The organism is Rhizobium jaguaris, from assembly GCF_003627755.1.
Taxonomy (GTDB): domain Bacteria; phylum Pseudomonadota; class Alphaproteobacteria; order Rhizobiales; family Rhizobiaceae; genus Rhizobium; species Rhizobium jaguaris.
This window is the reverse complement of record NZ_CP032694.1, coordinates 975,459-990,614: the sequence shown is the minus strand read 5'-3', so window position 1 is coordinate 990,614 and position 15,156 is coordinate 975,459. Positions and strand designations below refer to the sequence as shown.

At 61.1% G+C, this 15,156-nt stretch carries 14 protein-coding genes; 7 read left to right on the top strand and 7 right to left on the bottom strand.

What is annotated here, in order from left to right:
* Positions 1 to 54: 54 nt before the first annotated feature.
* A complete protein-coding gene (locus CCGE525_RS04805; protein ID WP_120703285.1) occupies positions 55 to 729 on the top strand; it encodes an OmpW/AlkL family protein in 675 nt (224 codons plus the stop codon).
* A gap of 75 nt (positions 730 to 804) precedes the next feature.
* Here the strand turns inward: CCGE525_RS04805 and glcF are convergent, their stop codons facing one another.
* The 3 genes from glcF to CCGE525_RS04790 form a co-directional block, all read right to left on the bottom strand.
* Complete coding sequence (glcF, locus tag CCGE525_RS04800; RefSeq protein WP_120703284.1) at positions 805 to 2,124, bottom strand: glycolate oxidase subunit GlcF; 1,320 nt, start codon at positions 2,122 to 2,124, stop codon at positions 805 to 807.
* A 274-nt stretch (positions 2,125 to 2,398) separates the two neighbouring features.
* Positions 2,399 to 3,598, bottom strand: coding sequence for an FAD-binding protein (locus CCGE525_RS04795; RefSeq protein WP_120703283.1), 1,200 nt, complete (start codon positions 3,596 to 3,598; stop codon positions 2,399 to 2,401).
* Positions 3,595 to 5,034 carry an FAD-binding oxidoreductase gene (locus CCGE525_RS04790; protein WP_120703282.1) on the bottom strand — a complete coding sequence of 480 codons (1,440 nt, stop codon included), beginning with the start codon at positions 5,032 to 5,034 and terminating at the stop codon, positions 3,595 to 3,597. The genes CCGE525_RS04795 and CCGE525_RS04790 overlap by 4 nt, the downstream gene beginning before the upstream one ends.
* A gap of 125 nt (positions 5,035 to 5,159) precedes the next feature.
* On the opposite strand from CCGE525_RS04790, the gene CCGE525_RS04785 reads away from it, so the two are divergent.
* Positions 5,160 to 6,056 carry a LysR family transcriptional regulator gene (locus CCGE525_RS04785; protein ID WP_120703281.1) on the top strand — a complete coding sequence of 299 codons (897 nt, stop codon included), beginning with the start codon at positions 5,160 to 5,162 and terminating at the stop codon, positions 6,054 to 6,056.
* Positions 6,057 to 6,095: 39 nt separating this feature from the next.
* Complete coding sequence (locus CCGE525_RS04780) at positions 6,096 to 6,659, top strand: O-acetyl-ADP-ribose deacetylase (protein WP_120703280.1); 564 nt, start codon at positions 6,096 to 6,098, stop codon at positions 6,657 to 6,659.
* A gap of 9 nt (positions 6,660 to 6,668) precedes the next feature.
* On the opposite strand, the gene CCGE525_RS04775 is transcribed toward CCGE525_RS04780, so the two are convergent.
* Positions 6,669 to 7,520, bottom strand: a complete 852-nt coding sequence (locus CCGE525_RS04775; RefSeq protein ID WP_120706258.1) for a LysR family transcriptional regulator — start codon at positions 7,518 to 7,520, stop codon at positions 6,669 to 6,671.
* Positions 7,521 to 7,630: 110 nt separating this feature from the next.
* Between CCGE525_RS04775 and CCGE525_RS04770 the strand changes: the two genes are divergently transcribed.
* On the top strand, positions 7,631 to 8,632 hold the full coding sequence (locus tag CCGE525_RS04770) for a zinc-dependent alcohol dehydrogenase family protein (protein ID WP_120703279.1): 1,002 nt from the start codon (positions 7,631 to 7,633) through the stop codon (positions 8,630 to 8,632).
* A gap of 281 nt (positions 8,633 to 8,913) precedes the next feature.
* On the opposite strand, the gene CCGE525_RS04765 is transcribed toward CCGE525_RS04770, so the two are convergent.
* Together CCGE525_RS04765 and CCGE525_RS04760 are read right to left on the bottom strand one after the other, a co-directional pair.
* Entirely contained in the window at positions 8,914 to 10,077 is a 1,164-nt protein-coding gene (locus tag CCGE525_RS04765; protein WP_120703278.1) for an adenosylhomocysteinase, read from the bottom strand.
* A 114-nt stretch (positions 10,078 to 10,191) separates the two neighbouring features.
* Entirely contained in the window at positions 10,192 to 11,115 is a 924-nt protein-coding gene (locus CCGE525_RS04760; RefSeq protein WP_120703277.1) for a LysR substrate-binding domain-containing protein, read from the bottom strand.
* Positions 11,116 to 11,379: 264 nt separating this feature from the next.
* Between CCGE525_RS04760 and CCGE525_RS04755 the strand changes: the two genes are divergently transcribed.
* From CCGE525_RS04755 to CCGE525_RS04745, 3 genes are all read left to right on the top strand, one after another.
* Positions 11,380 to 11,877, top strand: a complete 498-nt coding sequence (locus tag CCGE525_RS04755; RefSeq protein WP_120703276.1) for an NUDIX hydrolase — start codon at positions 11,380 to 11,382, stop codon at positions 11,875 to 11,877.
* Positions 11,878 to 11,976: 99 nt separating this feature from the next.
* Positions 11,977 to 13,515: an inorganic phosphate transporter gene (locus CCGE525_RS04750; protein ID WP_120703275.1), complete on the top strand. Its 1,539-nt coding sequence runs from the start codon at positions 11,977 to 11,979 to the stop codon at positions 13,513 to 13,515.
* A 10-nt stretch (positions 13,516 to 13,525) separates the two neighbouring features.
* The gene (locus CCGE525_RS04745; RefSeq protein ID WP_120703274.1) at positions 13,526 to 14,263 is read left to right on the top strand and encodes a 16S rRNA (uracil(1498)-N(3))-methyltransferase; all 738 of its coding nucleotides are present in this window, start codon (positions 13,526 to 13,528) and stop codon (positions 14,261 to 14,263) included.
* Positions 14,264 to 14,309: 46 nt separating this feature from the next.
* Here CCGE525_RS04745 and CCGE525_RS04740 read toward each other — a convergent pair whose 3' ends face one another.
* Positions 14,310 to 14,921: a LysE family translocator gene (locus tag CCGE525_RS04740; RefSeq protein ID WP_120703273.1), complete on the bottom strand. Its 612-nt coding sequence runs from the start codon at positions 14,919 to 14,921 to the stop codon at positions 14,310 to 14,312.
* Positions 14,922 to 15,156 lie beyond the last annotated feature (235 nt).

Below are 15,156 nucleotides of genomic sequence, written 5' to 3'. Positions count from 1 at the left end.
CGGATATCTCTCCTCAACCGAGACGACACGAGTCTCGCATTGAAGGAGAAAGAGATGATATCCAGCAACATCGTCCGCGCCATCATAATAGCAGCCACATTGGCCACCACCTGCACAGCGGAAGCGGCGGATCTGACCGGCGCGCAGCCCGCGGCGCCAGCTGCGACGAGCCAAAGCCCGTGGCAGATACGCCTGCGCGCGCTCGGCGTGATCACCAGGGACTCGGGCCATGTCGACGGAGTGGCGGGTTCCGACCTGTCCTACTCGAACACGGTCATTCCGGAATTCGATATTTCCTATTTCTTCAACGACAATATCGCAGCGGAACTGATTCTCGGCACCACTTACGCCAAGGTACACGGCAGTGGCTCGATCGCGGGTCTCGGCGAAATCGGCAAGACATGGTTGCTGCCGCCGACACTGACGCTGCAATACCACTTTACCGATTTCGGTGCCTTTCGCCCCTATGTGGGCGCAGGCGTAAACTATACGATGTTCTACAACCAATCGGGCAAAAGCGCCCAAAGCCTCGATGTCAAGAATTCGTTCGGCGTCGCGTTGCAGGCTGGTTTCGACTACATGCTCGACGAGCATTGGGGTCTCAACGTCGATGCGAAGAAGATTTTCCTAAGGCCGGATTTCGATGCCAATGTCGGCGGCGCCCATGTCAGCGGCAAAGCCAACCTCGATCCCTGGCTCATCGGCGCCGGCGTCAGTTACCGCTTCTAGAAGTTCGACCGGGCGTCGGTTTTCTGCCGGTGCCCTCATCCTGCTTATAGGCGCTGCCGTTTCCCAATGGCAGCCCTAACCCGCCGGCTGCTTAAGCCCGCTAAGCTTGGCTGGCGTGTCGCCGCCATAGGCCCAATCCAGCAATTCGACCGTATGCAGGATCGGCATCTCCGTTCCCGTTGCGATCTGCGTAATGCAGCCGATATTGCCGGTCGCGATGATATCGGCCTTCGTCGCCTCGAGATTCCTCACCTTGCGCGCCTTCAACTGGCCGGAAATTTCCGGCTGCATGATGTTGTAGGTGCCGGCCGAGCCGCAGCAGAGGTGCCCTTCCGCCGGATCGCGCACGGTGAACCCCGCGGCCTTCAGCAGCAGTTTCGGCGCCATGGTGATCCTCTGGCCGTGCTGCATCGAGCAGGCGGAATGATAGGCCACGGTGATGCCGCGCGGCATGTGCGAAGGCAGATCGAGGCCCGCGAGATATTCGGTAATGTCCTTGGCGAGTGCCGAAATCTTTGCGGCCATGTCTGCATAGGCAGGGTCGAGCCGCAGCATGTGGCCGTAGTCCTTGATCGTCGTGCCGCAGCCGGACGCTGTAATGATGATCGCATCGAGCCCCCCAGCTTCGATCTCGCGCATCCAGACATCGACATTGGCGCGGGCGCTGGCCAGCGCCTGTTCCTCGCGCCCCATATGATGCACCAGCGAACCGCAGCAAACTTCGCCTTCCGGCACCACCACTTCGACGCCGAGCCGGGTCAAAAGCCGGATGGTTGCCTCGTTGATGGCGGGATCGAGGACCGGCTGGGCGCAACCGGTCAGGAGCGCCACCCGGCCCCGCCGCTCCGTCTGCGGCCGATGCTGTCCGGGCTTGGCGAATGGCGATGGCGCCGGGATGGAGCGCGGTGCGAGATTGAGCATGGCAACGAAGGGGCTCAGCGCCGGAATGCGCTTCATCAGCCGCTCGAATGGTCGCCCGAAACGAGCAAGGTTGAGCGCCAATCGGAAGCGACCGGGATAAGGAAGGACCGCGGCCAGCACGTTGCGCGTCAACCGGTCCATCAGCGGCCGCTTGTAGGTTTCTTCGATATGGATACGGGCGTGATCGACCAGGTGCATATAATCGACGCCCGAGGGACAGGTGGTCACGCAGGCAAGGCAGGAGAGACAGCGGTCGATATGCGTCACCACCTCGGCATCGGCGGGCCTGCCGTTTTCCAGCATGTCCTTGATCAGATAGATGCGGCCGCGCGGGCTATCGAGCTCGTTACCGAGCGTCACATAGGTCGGACAGGTGGCGGTGCAGAAGCCGCAATGCACGCATTTGCGCAGGATCGCCTCGGATTCGGCGACATGCGGATCGGCAAGCTGAGCTGGGGTGAAGTTGGTTTGCATTCAGGCTCTCCCTACCTTCGCCCCAGCGGGGAGAAGGTCGCGCGCAGCGCGGGTTGAGGGGGCGCTACCGATGCAAACAATATACTCTCGTTGGGGTTCGAGCTGTTCGTCGCTGACGCTCCTCACCCCCCTCATCCGCCCTATCGGGCACCTTCTCCCAAGGGGAGAAGGTGAAACGAGAGACTCGAGGAGCCGCTGCAAATGAGGTCGTCCCCTCTCCCCCGCGGGGAGAGGGCTAGGGTGAGGGGGTGCCGAGCAAAAGACTCCATCCGCATCACCCCATCTTCCCCGGGTTGAAAATCCTCATCGGATCGAACTTTTCCTTGACGCGCGCCGACAGCAAAGCCACGGCTTCCGGCTGCGGCTGAAAAGACAGCGTTGTTGCGCGAGCGGCAGGTGTGGCGCGCAGCAAGGTGGCGTGGCCGCCGCCGAGCACATGGATATAGCGACGCAGTAATTCCCCCTCCGGTTCTGCTTCCATCCGCATCCAGACGAGGCCGCCCTGCCAATCGTAATAGGCATCGACGCCGGCTTCGAGGCGCAGCGCCGCGACAAGCTGATGACCGACACTGGGGGCGACCGAAACGCGCCAAATAGGGCGCATCGTCCCGTCAGCATAGGGCTTCACATCGCGGATTTCGCGCCACAGCCGGTGGCTTTCAGCCTCGGCAAGCCGCGTTACCGGGCCAAGGCGGCGCATGGCGGAGGCCAGCTTCTCCGCCCTTACCGAGACAGACCCAGCCAGACCTTCGATGCGCAGGACTGTCGCCTCTCCTTGCGGTAATTGGCCATCCAGAAACGTCCAGGCGACGGTCAGCGGCAGATGCGCCGCACCGGACACGTCGAGCGGCAACGCCATGACGGCCGCCATGGCATTTGCCGCCTCGGCATCGTTGAGGCCGGAAACGATGATCGTCTCCTCCGTCTTCGGTCGCGGTGGCACGCGGAAGGTCACCTCCGTCAGAAGACCGAGCGTGCCGTGCGAACCAGCCATCAGCTTGACCAGATCGAGGCCCGTGACGTTCTTCATCACCCGTCCGCCGGCCTTGACGATCTCGCCCTTGCCGTTGACGAAGCGGACGCCGAGCAGGCTGTCGCGTGCGGCTCCGCTTACGAAACGCCGCGGCCCGGAGACATTTGCAGCAAAGACGCCACCAATCGTCGGCTCGCCATCGGTGTCCAGCAACGGTCGATGATCCATCGGTTCGAAGGCCATCATCTGGCCGCTCTGGACCAGCGCAGCCTCGATGTCGGCAACCGGTGTTCCGGCCCGCGCTGTGATCACCATCTCACCCGGATTATAGGCGACGATGCCGGTAAGCTCACGCGAACATAATGTCGCCTCCGCGGCTACCGCATTGCCGAAACCAACACGGGTATTGCCGCCAACAACGGCCAGCGCGGCACTACGCGCCGCATGGTCGCGGATGATGGCTGCCGCCTCATTTTCCGTCTTCGGTAGAAATTCTCTCATCCTGCGTTACGACCGTCCAGCGGGAAGACTTTGGAGGGGTTCAAGATCCACGCCGGATCGAAGGCAGCGCGCACCGACATCATCTGGGCAAGATCGACCTCCGCATATTGGTGCCGCATCAGGTCACGCTTCTCGATGCCGACGCCATGCTCACCCGTCAGGCAGCCGCCAGCATCGACGCAGAGTCGGAGAATGTCATTGCCTGCGGCTTCCGCCTTGGCGGCATCTTCAGGATCATTGGCGTTGAACAGGATCAGCGGATGCATATTGCCGTCGCCGGCATGAAAGACATTGGCGACGCGCAGGCCGTAATGGTCGACGATTTCAGAGGTCTTCTTCAGGACATAGGAGAGCTGGCTGAGCGGCACCGTCCCGTCCATGCAGATATAGTCTGCAATACGGCCGGTGGCGCCGAAGGCGGATTTGCGCCCCTTCCAAATCAGCGCCGCCTCGGTTGCCGACTGGCACTCGCGTACCGTCTTTACTTTGTGGGCGCGGGCGATCTCGACAATGCTTTTCAGCATATCGTCCATTTCCGCTTCCGAACCCTCGACCTCGATGATCAGCAGCGCCCCGACATCCAGAGGATAGCCGGCATGGGCGAAAGCCTCGCAGATTTCGATCGCCGGCTTGTCCATGAACTCGATGGCGACCGGAATGATACCGGCGGCAATGACATCGGCAACACAGGCGCCCGCCTCCTCCGACGTGTCGAAGCCGAAGAGAACCGGTCGCGCACCTTCCGGCTTGGCGATCAACCGCACCGTCGCTTCGGTGACGATGCCGAGCTGGCCCTCCGAACCGCAGACAAGTCCGAGCAAGTCGTAGCCCGCCGCATCGAGCGCCTTGCCGCCAAGGTCGATCACCGTGCCGTCGGTCAGCACCAGCTTGACGCCAAGCAAATTGTTGGTGGTGACGCCGTATCTCAGGCAGTGCGCACCGCCGGAATTCATCCCGACATTGCCGCCGATCGTGCAAGCGAGCTGAGAACTCGGGTCAGGCGCGTAGAAGAAACCGTCCGCTGAGACGCTTTCGGAAATATGCAGATTGGTGACGCCGGCCTGCACCGTCGCCGTGCGGTTGGCGAGATCGATGTCAAGAATGCGGTTCATCTTGGAAAGGCCAAGCACGACGGCATCTTCCTGCGGAATAGCGCCGCCGGAGAGCGATGTGCCGGCGCCACGCGGCACGACGGGAATGCCATAGCGATGACAATATTTCATCACAGCCGCGACCTCGGCCGTGGAACGCGGCAAGGCGACGGCGAACGGCATGCGGCGATAGGAAATGAAAGCGTCCGTTTCGAAGGGCATGAGCTCGCGCGGCTCATGGATCAGACATTCCGGGGGCAGGAGATCAGCAAGGTCTGCGACGATCTCGCGGCGGCGGGCAAGGACATCGGCGCGCGGCGCCAGAAATGAAATGGCCTCGGCCATGGTGTTCTCCTCATGCACCCGAATATGGGCGCTCCCTCTTTTTAACGCCATATCATGCTTACCACTTTCCCGAAATTGGCGTAAATGATAAGCATTTATGCCAAAAGAGGAATAAATAAAGCGCCATGACCAATCTAGGGGATCTCGAGATTTTCGCCAGCGTCGTCACGACCGGCAGCATGTCGCTTGCCGGACGCGCTCTCGGCTTTTCGCCGGCGGTCATTTCCAAACGAATCAAACGGTTGGAGGATCGGCTCGGCACTCGGCTTTTGCAGCGCACGACACGGCAGATATCGCTGACAGAGGCGGGTCAGGGCTTCTACGACCGGGTGCTCGCCATCCTCGCCGGACTGGAGGAAGCAGAGGCTTACATCGCCGGGCGCTCGGCACAGATGCAGGGCACGCTGAAGATTTCCGCCCCCACCTCGTTCGGCCGGTTGCACATCGCCCCACATCTGAAGGCTTTCATGCAGGCGCATCCGGACCTGGCGATCAACCTGGTGCTAACCGACGAGTTTATCGATATCGTCGGCGGCGGCTATGATCTTGCGATCCGCATTGCTGAGCTTACCGATTCCAGCCTCGTTGCCCGGCGCCTGGCGCTGGTGCGCCGCGTGCTCTGCGCTTCGCCCGCCTATATCGCCGCCAACGGCATGCCGGAGGATATCGATGATTTGCGCCGTCACACCTGTCTGCCACCACACAATAACGATCCCTGGCGGCTCGATGGACCGAAGGGCGCGCTGATCTTTCGGCCGGAAGGCAGGCTGATCACCAATTCCAGCGAAGTGGTGCGCGAAGCCGTCATTGCCGGCCTCGGCATTGCGTTGCGCTCGACCTGGGATATCGGCCCGGAACTCAGGGACGGCCGCCTGGTGCAGGTGCTGCCGGCCTATGAAGGCTCGCACAGCGTCACGCTCTCGGCCGTTTATCCCAGCCGCCAGTTCCTGCCGGCGAAGGTGCGCGTCTTTATCGATTTCCTGGCGGAACTTTATGGGCCGGTCCCCTATTGGGAGCGATAGACGACCACTACCTCATCCTATGGATTGGAGAGTGTCATCATGCCTGCTTTTGAAACCATCCGCTCCGATCTTTCTGCAGTCTCGAATACACGCTTCACCATCATCCTCGGTGATATCACCGAGCTCGCGGTCAATGCCATCGTCAATGCGGCAAACAGCAGCCTCCTGGGCGGCGGCGGCGTGGATGGAGCTATCCATCGTGCAGCCGGGCCAGAATTGGTGGCGGAATGCCGGACGCTGAACGGCTGCAAGACCGGACAGGCCAAGATCACTAGGGGATATCGCCTGCCGGCCAAGCATGTGATCCATACCGTCGGCCCCGTCTGGAATGGCGGCGGGCGTGGCGAAGACGACTTGCTCGCAAGCTGCTATCGCAACAGCCTTGGCCTTGCCATGGATCACGATCTCAAGACTATCGCCTTTCCGGCCATCTCCACCGGCGTCTACCGTTTCCCCGCCGAGCCCGCCGCCACGATCGCGACGCGCACTGCCGTCGCCGAGAGCGTGAGCGGCGATTTCGATGAAATTATCTTCTGCTGTTTTGGCGATGAAATGGCCGCACTTTATGACCGGCTGCTGCCAATGGCGCTGGCAAGAATCTAAGAGATCTTGTCAGTTTGCCAGGCGTTCGATGACAAGATCCAGCAGTGCCCGCAGCCGTGCCAGCCGTTTGAGATCGCGGTGATAGCCGACCCAGGTATCGCGGCCCGGCGGGGCTTCGCCAATATCGATCCGCTCGATACCGGCGATCGCATCGCCAAGAGGGCGGGGCAAAACAGCGAGGCCGGCGCCCCGGGCACAACATCTTGCCTGGACATCCCTGTTGTTGCTGCGCATCGCCACCTCGGCCTTTGGAAGCATGCGCTTCAGCCAGGCGACATCGGGCATGCCGCCAAAGGCCTCGTCCATGGTCACCAGCTTCGCGCCAGCGCCGTTACCCCGGCTCGGATGCTCGGATCCGCTCGCGACATAAAGGCCGTATTCGATGTGAAGCAGCTTACGCGAAATGATATCGGGCTCGGTAAAGGGCGTGATGCGAAAGACAAGATCGGCATCGCGGCGGGAGAGATTGAGCAGACGCGCATCGGTGATCAGCTCGACCAGCACCTTCGGATGCTGCAACGAGAACTCGGCAAGCACCGGCGAAAGCATACGTGCGCCAAACCAGTCCGAAGACGAAAGCCGAAGTGCTCCCTCCAACTGCCGCTCCTGCCCCACGAGTGCACGCCGCAGCGCCAAAGCCTCCTCCTCCATGCGCTCGGCATGCGCTAAGATGGCCGTCCCCTCGTCCGTCAGCACAAAGCCATCTGGCGTGCGCTGAAACAGCACCTGTCCAAGTGTGGTTTCGAAGGCTTTCAGGCGGCGGCCCATGGTCGGTTGCGTCAGCCCAAGTTTACGCGCGCCACCTCCCAGCGTTCCTTCGCGGACAATGGCGAGAAAGATTTCGACATCGCTCCAGTTCATGCCGTTCTCCGGATACCAAACAAAAATGCATGGATATCGTACAGCCTTGTAGGTTTCCATTCTTTCCTGAAGGACCCATCTTTCCAGCATCGAAACTCAAGGAGACAAACATGCTTACTCCTTCCACCATGAAGGCCCTCTACATAGACAGCCCGAATGCGCCATTCCGGCTGGCGGAAATCCCCAAACCGAAGCCTGGCCCTGGTCAGGTGCTCGTCCGCATCGCTGCCAGCAGCGTCAATCCGCTCGATACGAAAATCCGTGCGGGTGCTGCTGCCCATGCCCGCCAACCGTTCCCCGCGGTACTCGGCATCGATCTTGCCGGCACTGTCGAGGAAATCGGCGACGCTGTCTCCGATTTTCATCCGGGCGACGAAGTCTACGGCATGACCGGTGGTGTCGGCGGTAATCAGGGATCCCTGGCGGAATACGCCGCGGTCGATGCCCGTCTACTGGCGTTGAAGCCGCACAACCTCTCCATGCGCGAAGCGGCGGCACTGCCGCTGGCAACCATCACCGCCTGGGAAGGCTTAGTCGATCGCGCTCATCTGCAGGCGGGTCAGAAAGTGCTGGTGCTTGGCGGCGCGGGCGGCGTCGGTCATGTCGCCGTGCAGATCGCCAAAGCGTTCGGCGCCGATGTTTATGCCGTCGATGGTGGCGCCAAGGCCGACTACATCCGCAGCATCGGGGCGACGCCGATCGATTATCGCGCTGAGACCGTCGAAGACTATGTGGCAGCTCATACCGGCGGCCGAGGCTTCGATCTTGTCTATGACACGATCGGCGGCGCCAACCTTGATGCCGCCTTTCAAGCCGTGCGCCGCTTCGGCCATGTGGTCAGCGCTCTTGGCTGGGGAACGCATGCGTTGGCGCCGCTATCCTTCAAGGCCGCCAGCTACTCCGGCGTCTTCACGCTGCTGCCGCTGCTGACCGGCGAAGGTCGGGAGCATCACGGCGAGATCATGCGTGCAGCAACGAAACTGGTCGAGGCCGACAAACTGGTGCCACGGCTTGATCCCCATCGTTTCACGCTCGCCGATGTCGACGAGGCCCATGCGCTGATCGAGAACCGCCAGGCGCAAGGGAAAATCGTTGTAGATGTGAGTGGTTGATGCTGGAAGCGCGGCGAATTCGTTCTATCTCGCCCTTGGCGGGCGAGAAAGCAATTTCACTGGTTTAGGAATTGCGACGCTGAGAGCTCCACATGCTCAAGAGCTCAGCGCAATTTCTAAGCCATTGAAATTGCAAGAGCGGCGGTCCATGACTTGCTGAGATCGTGGCGAGACCACATGCGTCCCTGCCTACCCCCGCCCTTGCGAAATCTAGCACTTAGCCTACCGGCTAAATGCTGATTTCGCTTTCCCGCCCGCCAAGGGCGGGATAGGCGCCAACCTCATCGCGCCAGATCGAGATAGGCCGATGCCACCATGGCGTCGATATCCGCCGGCACGGGAATGATGCAGGCTTCTTTGCCGAGACCGCCCTTCGCCACGCGTTCCAGGCAGCGGGTTTGCAGCGCAAAACCAAGATCCATGGATTCGACGGTATTGCCGAGCGGACGCGGGCCGGCGAGGTTGGCCATGTGGCCGGCGCCGAGAATGTGGAAAGCGCGGCCGTCCCGCATGCGGATAGTCTCGATATGCTCGGCCTCATAGCGATCGACACCGGCAACATCCGGGCTGTTTCGGAAGGCCTCGACATCGATCTCGTGCGGGAAATGACCGCCGTTCATCAGGATCGCGCCATCCTTGATGAGCGGCAGGTCGGCTGCGGTGACGATACCAATATAGCCAGTGACGGTGATGAGGATATCGGCGGAGCGGATCGCCTCGGCGCGCAACGGCGTGACGAAACCATCCAGATGCGCCTCCAGTGTCGTCACAGGATCGATATCGACGACGCTGACGGTGGAAAAGGCGTTGCGGAAACACGCGGCCGTGCCCTTGCCGCAGGCGCCGTAACCGAAGACGGTGACGCGCTTGCCGTTGGTCGACCGGTTGGTAAAGCGCAGATAGCTCTCGAACAGGCTCTGGCCGACCGCATGCTTGTTTTCGGCGAACTGTTTGATAGGGCTGTCATTGATGACGAGGATCGGCATGGCCAGCTTGTCGCGCATCGGAAGCAACCGGGTGCGACCCGAGGTCGTCTCCTCTGTGCCTCCCAACATATCTGCGTAGGGTCGCTCGGCGGCGCGAGCGAAGAGATCGCCGCCATTGTCGAGCAGCAGGTCCGGCTTTTCCGCCAGGATGGCGTCAAGGCTGGCGCCGTGTTCGGCGGCATCGGTGGTCTGGGTGGCAAAAACGGTGATGCCCTGCGCACGCAGATAGTCGACGGTTTCCTGCTGGGTGCTGTTGAGATTGCCGGTACAGACGAGGCGTGCACCGCCGGCCCGCAGCGTCATCAGCAAGGCCACCGTTTTGGGTTCAAGATGGATGCCGGTTCCGATCGTCAGGCCGGCGAAGGGTCGAGTCCGGCTGAATTCTGCTGCCGTGGCCGCCAGCAGCCGGCAGCTCCGGGCAACCCAATCGATGCGGGAAAGAGAGGAAGGCTGGTCCATAAAATGCGCTCCTGGTAGCGGTCTGTCGTGCCTCGATCTCTCATGGGAAATGACAGGCTGTCTATGGACATTGGATTGAGCGATAGGGCAGAAAAAGTGCCATATGCACGAGGCCTATCTGGCCCTTGGCGGGATGGGCCTAGCGCCTGCTGCGATCAGCCAATCAACCAGCCTGGCAAATGCCGTGTCCTTCGCATCGCCGCTGCGGATGCTCAGACTGTATCCGGCGGGTCTTCGGATAAAACCGTAGGGTGCCACCAGCACGCCGCGATCGATTTCCTCGCCGATGGCCGTGCGGGGCGCGATGGCAATGCCGATGCCGGAGCGAGCGGCGCCGATCGCCAAAAGCAAATCTTCGAATTCACGATTGCGGGCGAAGCGGATGGGCGCATGGCCGCTCTCAGCAAACCAATCATCCCAAAGACGAGGTGCAGAGCGGCTGGTCAGGGCGACGGCGCCGGCAAGAGCTTCGACGCCGGCGGTAAGGTCAAGGCGGGCGGCAAGATCCGGCGTTGCCACTGGGCCGAACTCGTCTTCCATGAAGCGAATGGCAGTGATGTCAGGCGCCGGCCGATATTCGCCGCCCATGATCACCGCGTCGAGATCGGGATGGCGCGCCAGCGGTTCGACCGTCGCCATCGGGATAATGTCGACATCGACATCCGGAAGTGCGGCTTGCAGTTCGGCGACGCGCGGCATCAGCCACCAGACGGCAAAAGCCGAGGGGACGCCGAGGCGGAACGTCCGGCGCTTACCTGCCGCGAGTTCGGCCGAAGCCCGCGCCAAGATGCCGAAGGCGATGCCGACGGAGTCCGAAAAGGACCTGCCCTTCTCCGTCAGCACTAGACGACGGCCATCGCGCCGGAACAAAGCAGTACCGAAAAAAGTTTCCAACACGGCAAGTTGCTGGCGTATAGCGCCACGCACCACACCGAGTTCGTCGGCTGCTTTTAAAATGCTACCGCAACGAGCAACGGCATCGAAGGCGCGCAGCGCGTTCATCGGCGGAAGACGTTGCGGCGGAGAGCGTTCGGACATAACGGAGATTTAGCTTATTTGCCGGTATGATAGGAAGAGCTATACAGCGATTACACCATCTGCGGCATGGAGATAGCATTCAATGTCGCTTTCAGCACAGTCGCTGGCGAATATCGGAGGCCGAATCCTCCTATTTTTATCTATGGAGCACTCAACAAAAGTGTGGGGAAATACCATATAAAGTCGAATGGAATGCACAATTTTTCCATGCAATGCTAATATGACACTGATTCTAAACTCGAACTTCTAAAGGTGACCCGACCCTTGGCCATTCTCGCCCGTATCGCAAATGATGTGCAGCTCATGTTTCGGCGCCCGCCGCGACAGCAATATGCTGCGCTCTGTTATCGGGTGAGGAAGAAGACAGGCGAGCTGGAAGTGCTGCTGCTGACCAGCCGCGACACCGGTCGCTGGGTCATTCCCAAGGGCTGGCCGATGCCGGGTAAGCTGTCGCATGAAGTGGCGGCCCGTGAAGCCTTCGAAGAGGCCGGCGTGCGCGGTACGATCGAGACCGAGCCGTTGGGCGCATTCAATTATGACAAAGTTCTGAAGGACGGCATCCAGGTGCCCTGCCGGGTTCAGGTCTATGCGCTCGATGTCACCGATCTCGCCAAGAATTTCAAGGAAAAGGGCGAGCGCTCGATCGAGTGGGTCTCCTGTGACGAAGCCGCCAAGCGCGTCCGCGAGCCAGAGCTGCGTGGCATCATCCTCGCCTTCGATCAGCGGATGACGGCAAAACCTGCCGTGGCAGTGGCCAAATAGGCCGCAACATACTCCCAACATATTGCGCCGAAATAATCGCCAAGCGTTGCGTGGCCTATCAGGCAGCGTAACACCATACATTTTGAGTCAGAGAATAGCATGCCCGACGACCGACCGGCGACACCGATAAAGCGCACACTGGACAAAGACCTCGACAAGGTCACCTATGTCGAGGATGCCGCTTATCATGTCACAAGACGGCTGGTCGCTCCCAGTATCGGCCTGATCTTCCTCGGCCTCGCCATGAGCCTTGCCGGCATTTACGTGCTGAACCAGCCGGGCGCGACGCTTGTCATCGCCGCCGTCGCGCTCGCCGGCTACATGGCCATGAATATCGGCGCCAAGGACGTCGCCAACAATGTCGGCGCCGCGGTGGGCGCGCGCGCCATTACCATGACGCAGGCTCTGGTCATGGCGGCGATCTTCGAAATTCTGGGCGCGACGATCGCAGGCGGACCGGTCATCAAGACCATCTCCTCGCATATCATCGATACTGATCGCATCGTTACCAGCGGCAAGATCGCTTGGCTGATGATGGCCGCGCTTTTGGCCGCGGCGCTCTGGATCAATTTCGCCACCTGGCTGAAAGCGCCGGTTTCGACAACGCATACGATTGTCGGCGCGGTGATGGGTGCTGGCGCTGCCGCCGTCGGGCCGGCGATGGTCAATTGGAGCGTGATGGCGGTCATTTCAGCCGGCTGGGTCGTTACGCCCTTTCTCGGCGGTACGATCGCCGCCGGCATTCTTTTTTTCATCAAGACCTTCATCGTCTATCGCGACGATAAAATAGCGGCCGCCAGGTACTGGATTCCCATCCTGATCGGCCTGATGGCTGGCGCCTTCACTGCCTATCTGTTCGTGCAGCTTGCGCCCAAGGGCACGGTTGCAGGCTTCTCGACCCTCGCGATCGGCATTGGCGTCGGCTTGGTGACCTGGTTCGGTGCAAGACCGCTGGTGGCGGCACAATCGGTCGGCTTCGAAAACAAGAATAGCGCGCTGCGCAAACTTTTCCGCCTGCCTCTGATCTTTTCGGCGGCGCTGATGTCCTTTGCGCATGGCGCCAACGATGTCTCCAACGCCATCGGCCCGCTGGCTGCGATCGTACGCAGCGTCAATCTCGGCGGCAATTTGAGTATCGTCGGGGGAGCGGCCGAGCAACCCGCGCCTTATTGGACCGTGTTGATCGGCGGCTGCGGCATTTCCGTTGGGCTGCTGCTATACGGTCCACGTCTGATCCGCCTCGTCGGCGAGCAGATCACCAAGCTCAACCCGATGCGGGCCTATTGCGTGGCGCTGTCGGCGGCACTCACCGTCATTGTCGCCTCCTGGTTCGGCCTGCCCGTCAGCTCTACCCATATCGCCATCGGCGCGGTCTTCGGCGTCGGCTTCTTTCGCGAATGGTACACCAGACACTCGAAGCGCCGCCTCGCTTATATGCGGAGGAAAGCCGAAGCCTCGGGAATCCCATTGGGCGACCTGCAGGAAGCCGATGAGTACAATCCCGACGAAATCCATCGCCGACGCCTCGTGCGGCGCTCGCATTTCATGACCATCATCGCCGCCTGGGCCATCACCGTCCCGGTTTCGGCGATGCTTGCGGCCACGGTATATTGGGCTATGGTCGCGCTCTTCATTTAAGGGATTACCCATGCGCGCCAATTTCCGCATGCAGCGGCTTTTCGTGGTTTCGGATATCAGAGCAAATACCGGCATCGAAGCCGATCGGGATCAATTCAACTATCTCGCCAATGTGCTGCGCATGGAGGACGGCGCCGAGCTGTTGATCTTCAACGGCCGCGACGGCGAATGGAAGGTCAGCGTCTCCTTTCCTTCGCGCAAGCATATTCTGCTGACGCCGATCGAGGAAACGCGGCGGCAACCCACCCCATCAGACCTGCACTATCTCTTCGCGCCGCTGAAGGTCGGGCGGCTCGACTATCTGGTGCAGAAGGCAGTGGAGATGGGCGCCGGCCTGCTGCAGCCGGTGATGACGCAGCATGTGCAGGGCAAGATCACCAATCTCGACAAGCTCAAGGCCAATGTCATCGAAGCGGCCGAGCAATGTGGCATTCTTGGCATTCCCGATGTGGCCGAGCCTGTAAAGCTTGCCGATCTCCTGGCACGCTGGCCGAAGGAGCGCCGCATCATCTATTGCGACGAAGGCGATGCCGGACAGAACCCGCTGCCGCTTCTGGCTGAGATCAAGGAAAAACGTCTGGCACTGCTGGTCGGCCCGGAGGGCGGGTTTTCGGAAGATGAGCGCGCGCTGCTGCGCAGCCTCGATTTCGTCACCGCCATTCCGCTAGGCCCGCGCATTCTGCGCGCCGATACGGCAGCGGTGGCGGCCATGGCGGTCATCCAGGCGGCTATCGGGGACTGGAACTAGCTTCCTCGACCGCGAGCGGGCCCTGGACCCGTCCGGCAATGGTTTTTCAACCCGCCAATGCGAGCGCGGTCGTGATGATCAGCGTACCCGCCAGCGACATGTTCACGATACGCGAGATGGTCGGGTTCTGAAGGAAGCGGGACAGCGAGGTCCCGACCAGAAGCCAGCACAGGTGAATGATGACGATCATCATGCTGAGCAGCGCGATCTTGCTCACCGCGTCGAGCGTGCCCCGGCCCTTGAAAAGGCTGACTCCGGCAAAGATGGCGGCAATCGCCAGATAAGCCTTGGGATTGACGACCGCCAGAAGAAAGCCGCCGGCGAAGGCAGGCGTAGCGGCTTGGTCGCTGCGGCATGCGAGCGGCGGAGCGGTGGCGATTCTAAAGGCCAGATAGAGGATGTAGACCGTGGAGACGGCGGTAAGCGCCGAGGCGCCGTGCGGCACCGACAGCAGAATCGCGACGACGCCGGCCGCGACTGCCAGCAGCACGATCATCGTGCCGGCGATAAGACCGCAGACGTAACCGATCGACCGGCGGAAACCGTAGACAGCACCAACCGCCGTGGCGCTGATGGTGGACGGACCCGGGCTGCCCATGATGGCAAGAGAGGCCAGCAGCAGCGTCAGGGTCGGATAAAGTGCGGTTTGCTCGAACATCGATATGCCCTCCCGTCGTCAATGGAAGGCAACGCTATTTCGAATGTCGGTTGGGTGTCTTGAACGCTTGTGCAAGCGCGCCGGGATCAGCTTCGATCACGCGCAGCTTCCAGAGGCAAAATTCTATTTTTTTGATCGGCCCTTGAAAGAAATTCACTTGCACCGTACCTCAATCCGCGTCAATCACCCTTCCTATTGGCTTGCGGCTTGCGCGGGCTCCCTTCCGAGATCAAGG

Coding starts and splice junctions, on each gene's coding strand:
- CCGE525_RS04805 (WP_120703285.1), top strand. CDS start 55: ATGATATCCAGCAACATCGTCCGCGCCATCATAATAGCAGCCACATTG.
- glcF (WP_120703284.1), bottom strand. CDS start 2,124: ATGCAAACCAACTTCACCCCAGCTCAGCTTGCCGATCCGCATGTCGCC.
- CCGE525_RS04795 (WP_120703283.1), bottom strand. CDS start 3,598: ATGAGAGAATTTCTACCGAAGACGGAAAATGAGGCGGCAGCCATCATC.
- CCGE525_RS04790 (WP_120703282.1), bottom strand. CDS start 5,034: ATGGCCGAGGCCATTTCATTTCTGGCGCCGCGCGCCGATGTCCTTGCC.
- CCGE525_RS04785 (WP_120703281.1), top strand. CDS start 5,160: ATGACCAATCTAGGGGATCTCGAGATTTTCGCCAGCGTCGTCACGACC.
- CCGE525_RS04780 (WP_120703280.1), top strand. CDS start 6,096: ATGCCTGCTTTTGAAACCATCCGCTCCGATCTTTCTGCAGTCTCGAAT.
- CCGE525_RS04775 (WP_120706258.1), bottom strand. CDS start 7,520: ATGAACTGGAGCGATGTCGAAATCTTTCTCGCCATTGTCCGCGAAGGA.
- CCGE525_RS04770 (WP_120703279.1), top strand. CDS start 7,631: ATGCTTACTCCTTCCACCATGAAGGCCCTCTACATAGACAGCCCGAAT.
- CCGE525_RS04765 (WP_120703278.1), bottom strand. CDS start 10,077: ATGGACCAGCCTTCCTCTCTTTCCCGCATCGATTGGGTTGCCCGGAGC.
- CCGE525_RS04760 (WP_120703277.1), bottom strand. CDS start 11,115: ATGTCCGAACGCTCTCCGCCGCAACGTCTTCCGCCGATGAACGCGCTG.
- CCGE525_RS04750 (WP_120703275.1), top strand. CDS start 11,977: ATGCCCGACGACCGACCGGCGACACCGATAAAGCGCACACTGGACAAA.
- CCGE525_RS04745 (WP_120703274.1), top strand. CDS start 13,526: ATGCGCGCCAATTTCCGCATGCAGCGGCTTTTCGTGGTTTCGGATATC.
- CCGE525_RS04740 (WP_120703273.1), bottom strand. CDS start 14,921: ATGTTCGAGCAAACCGCACTTTATCCGACCCTGACGCTGCTGCTGGCC.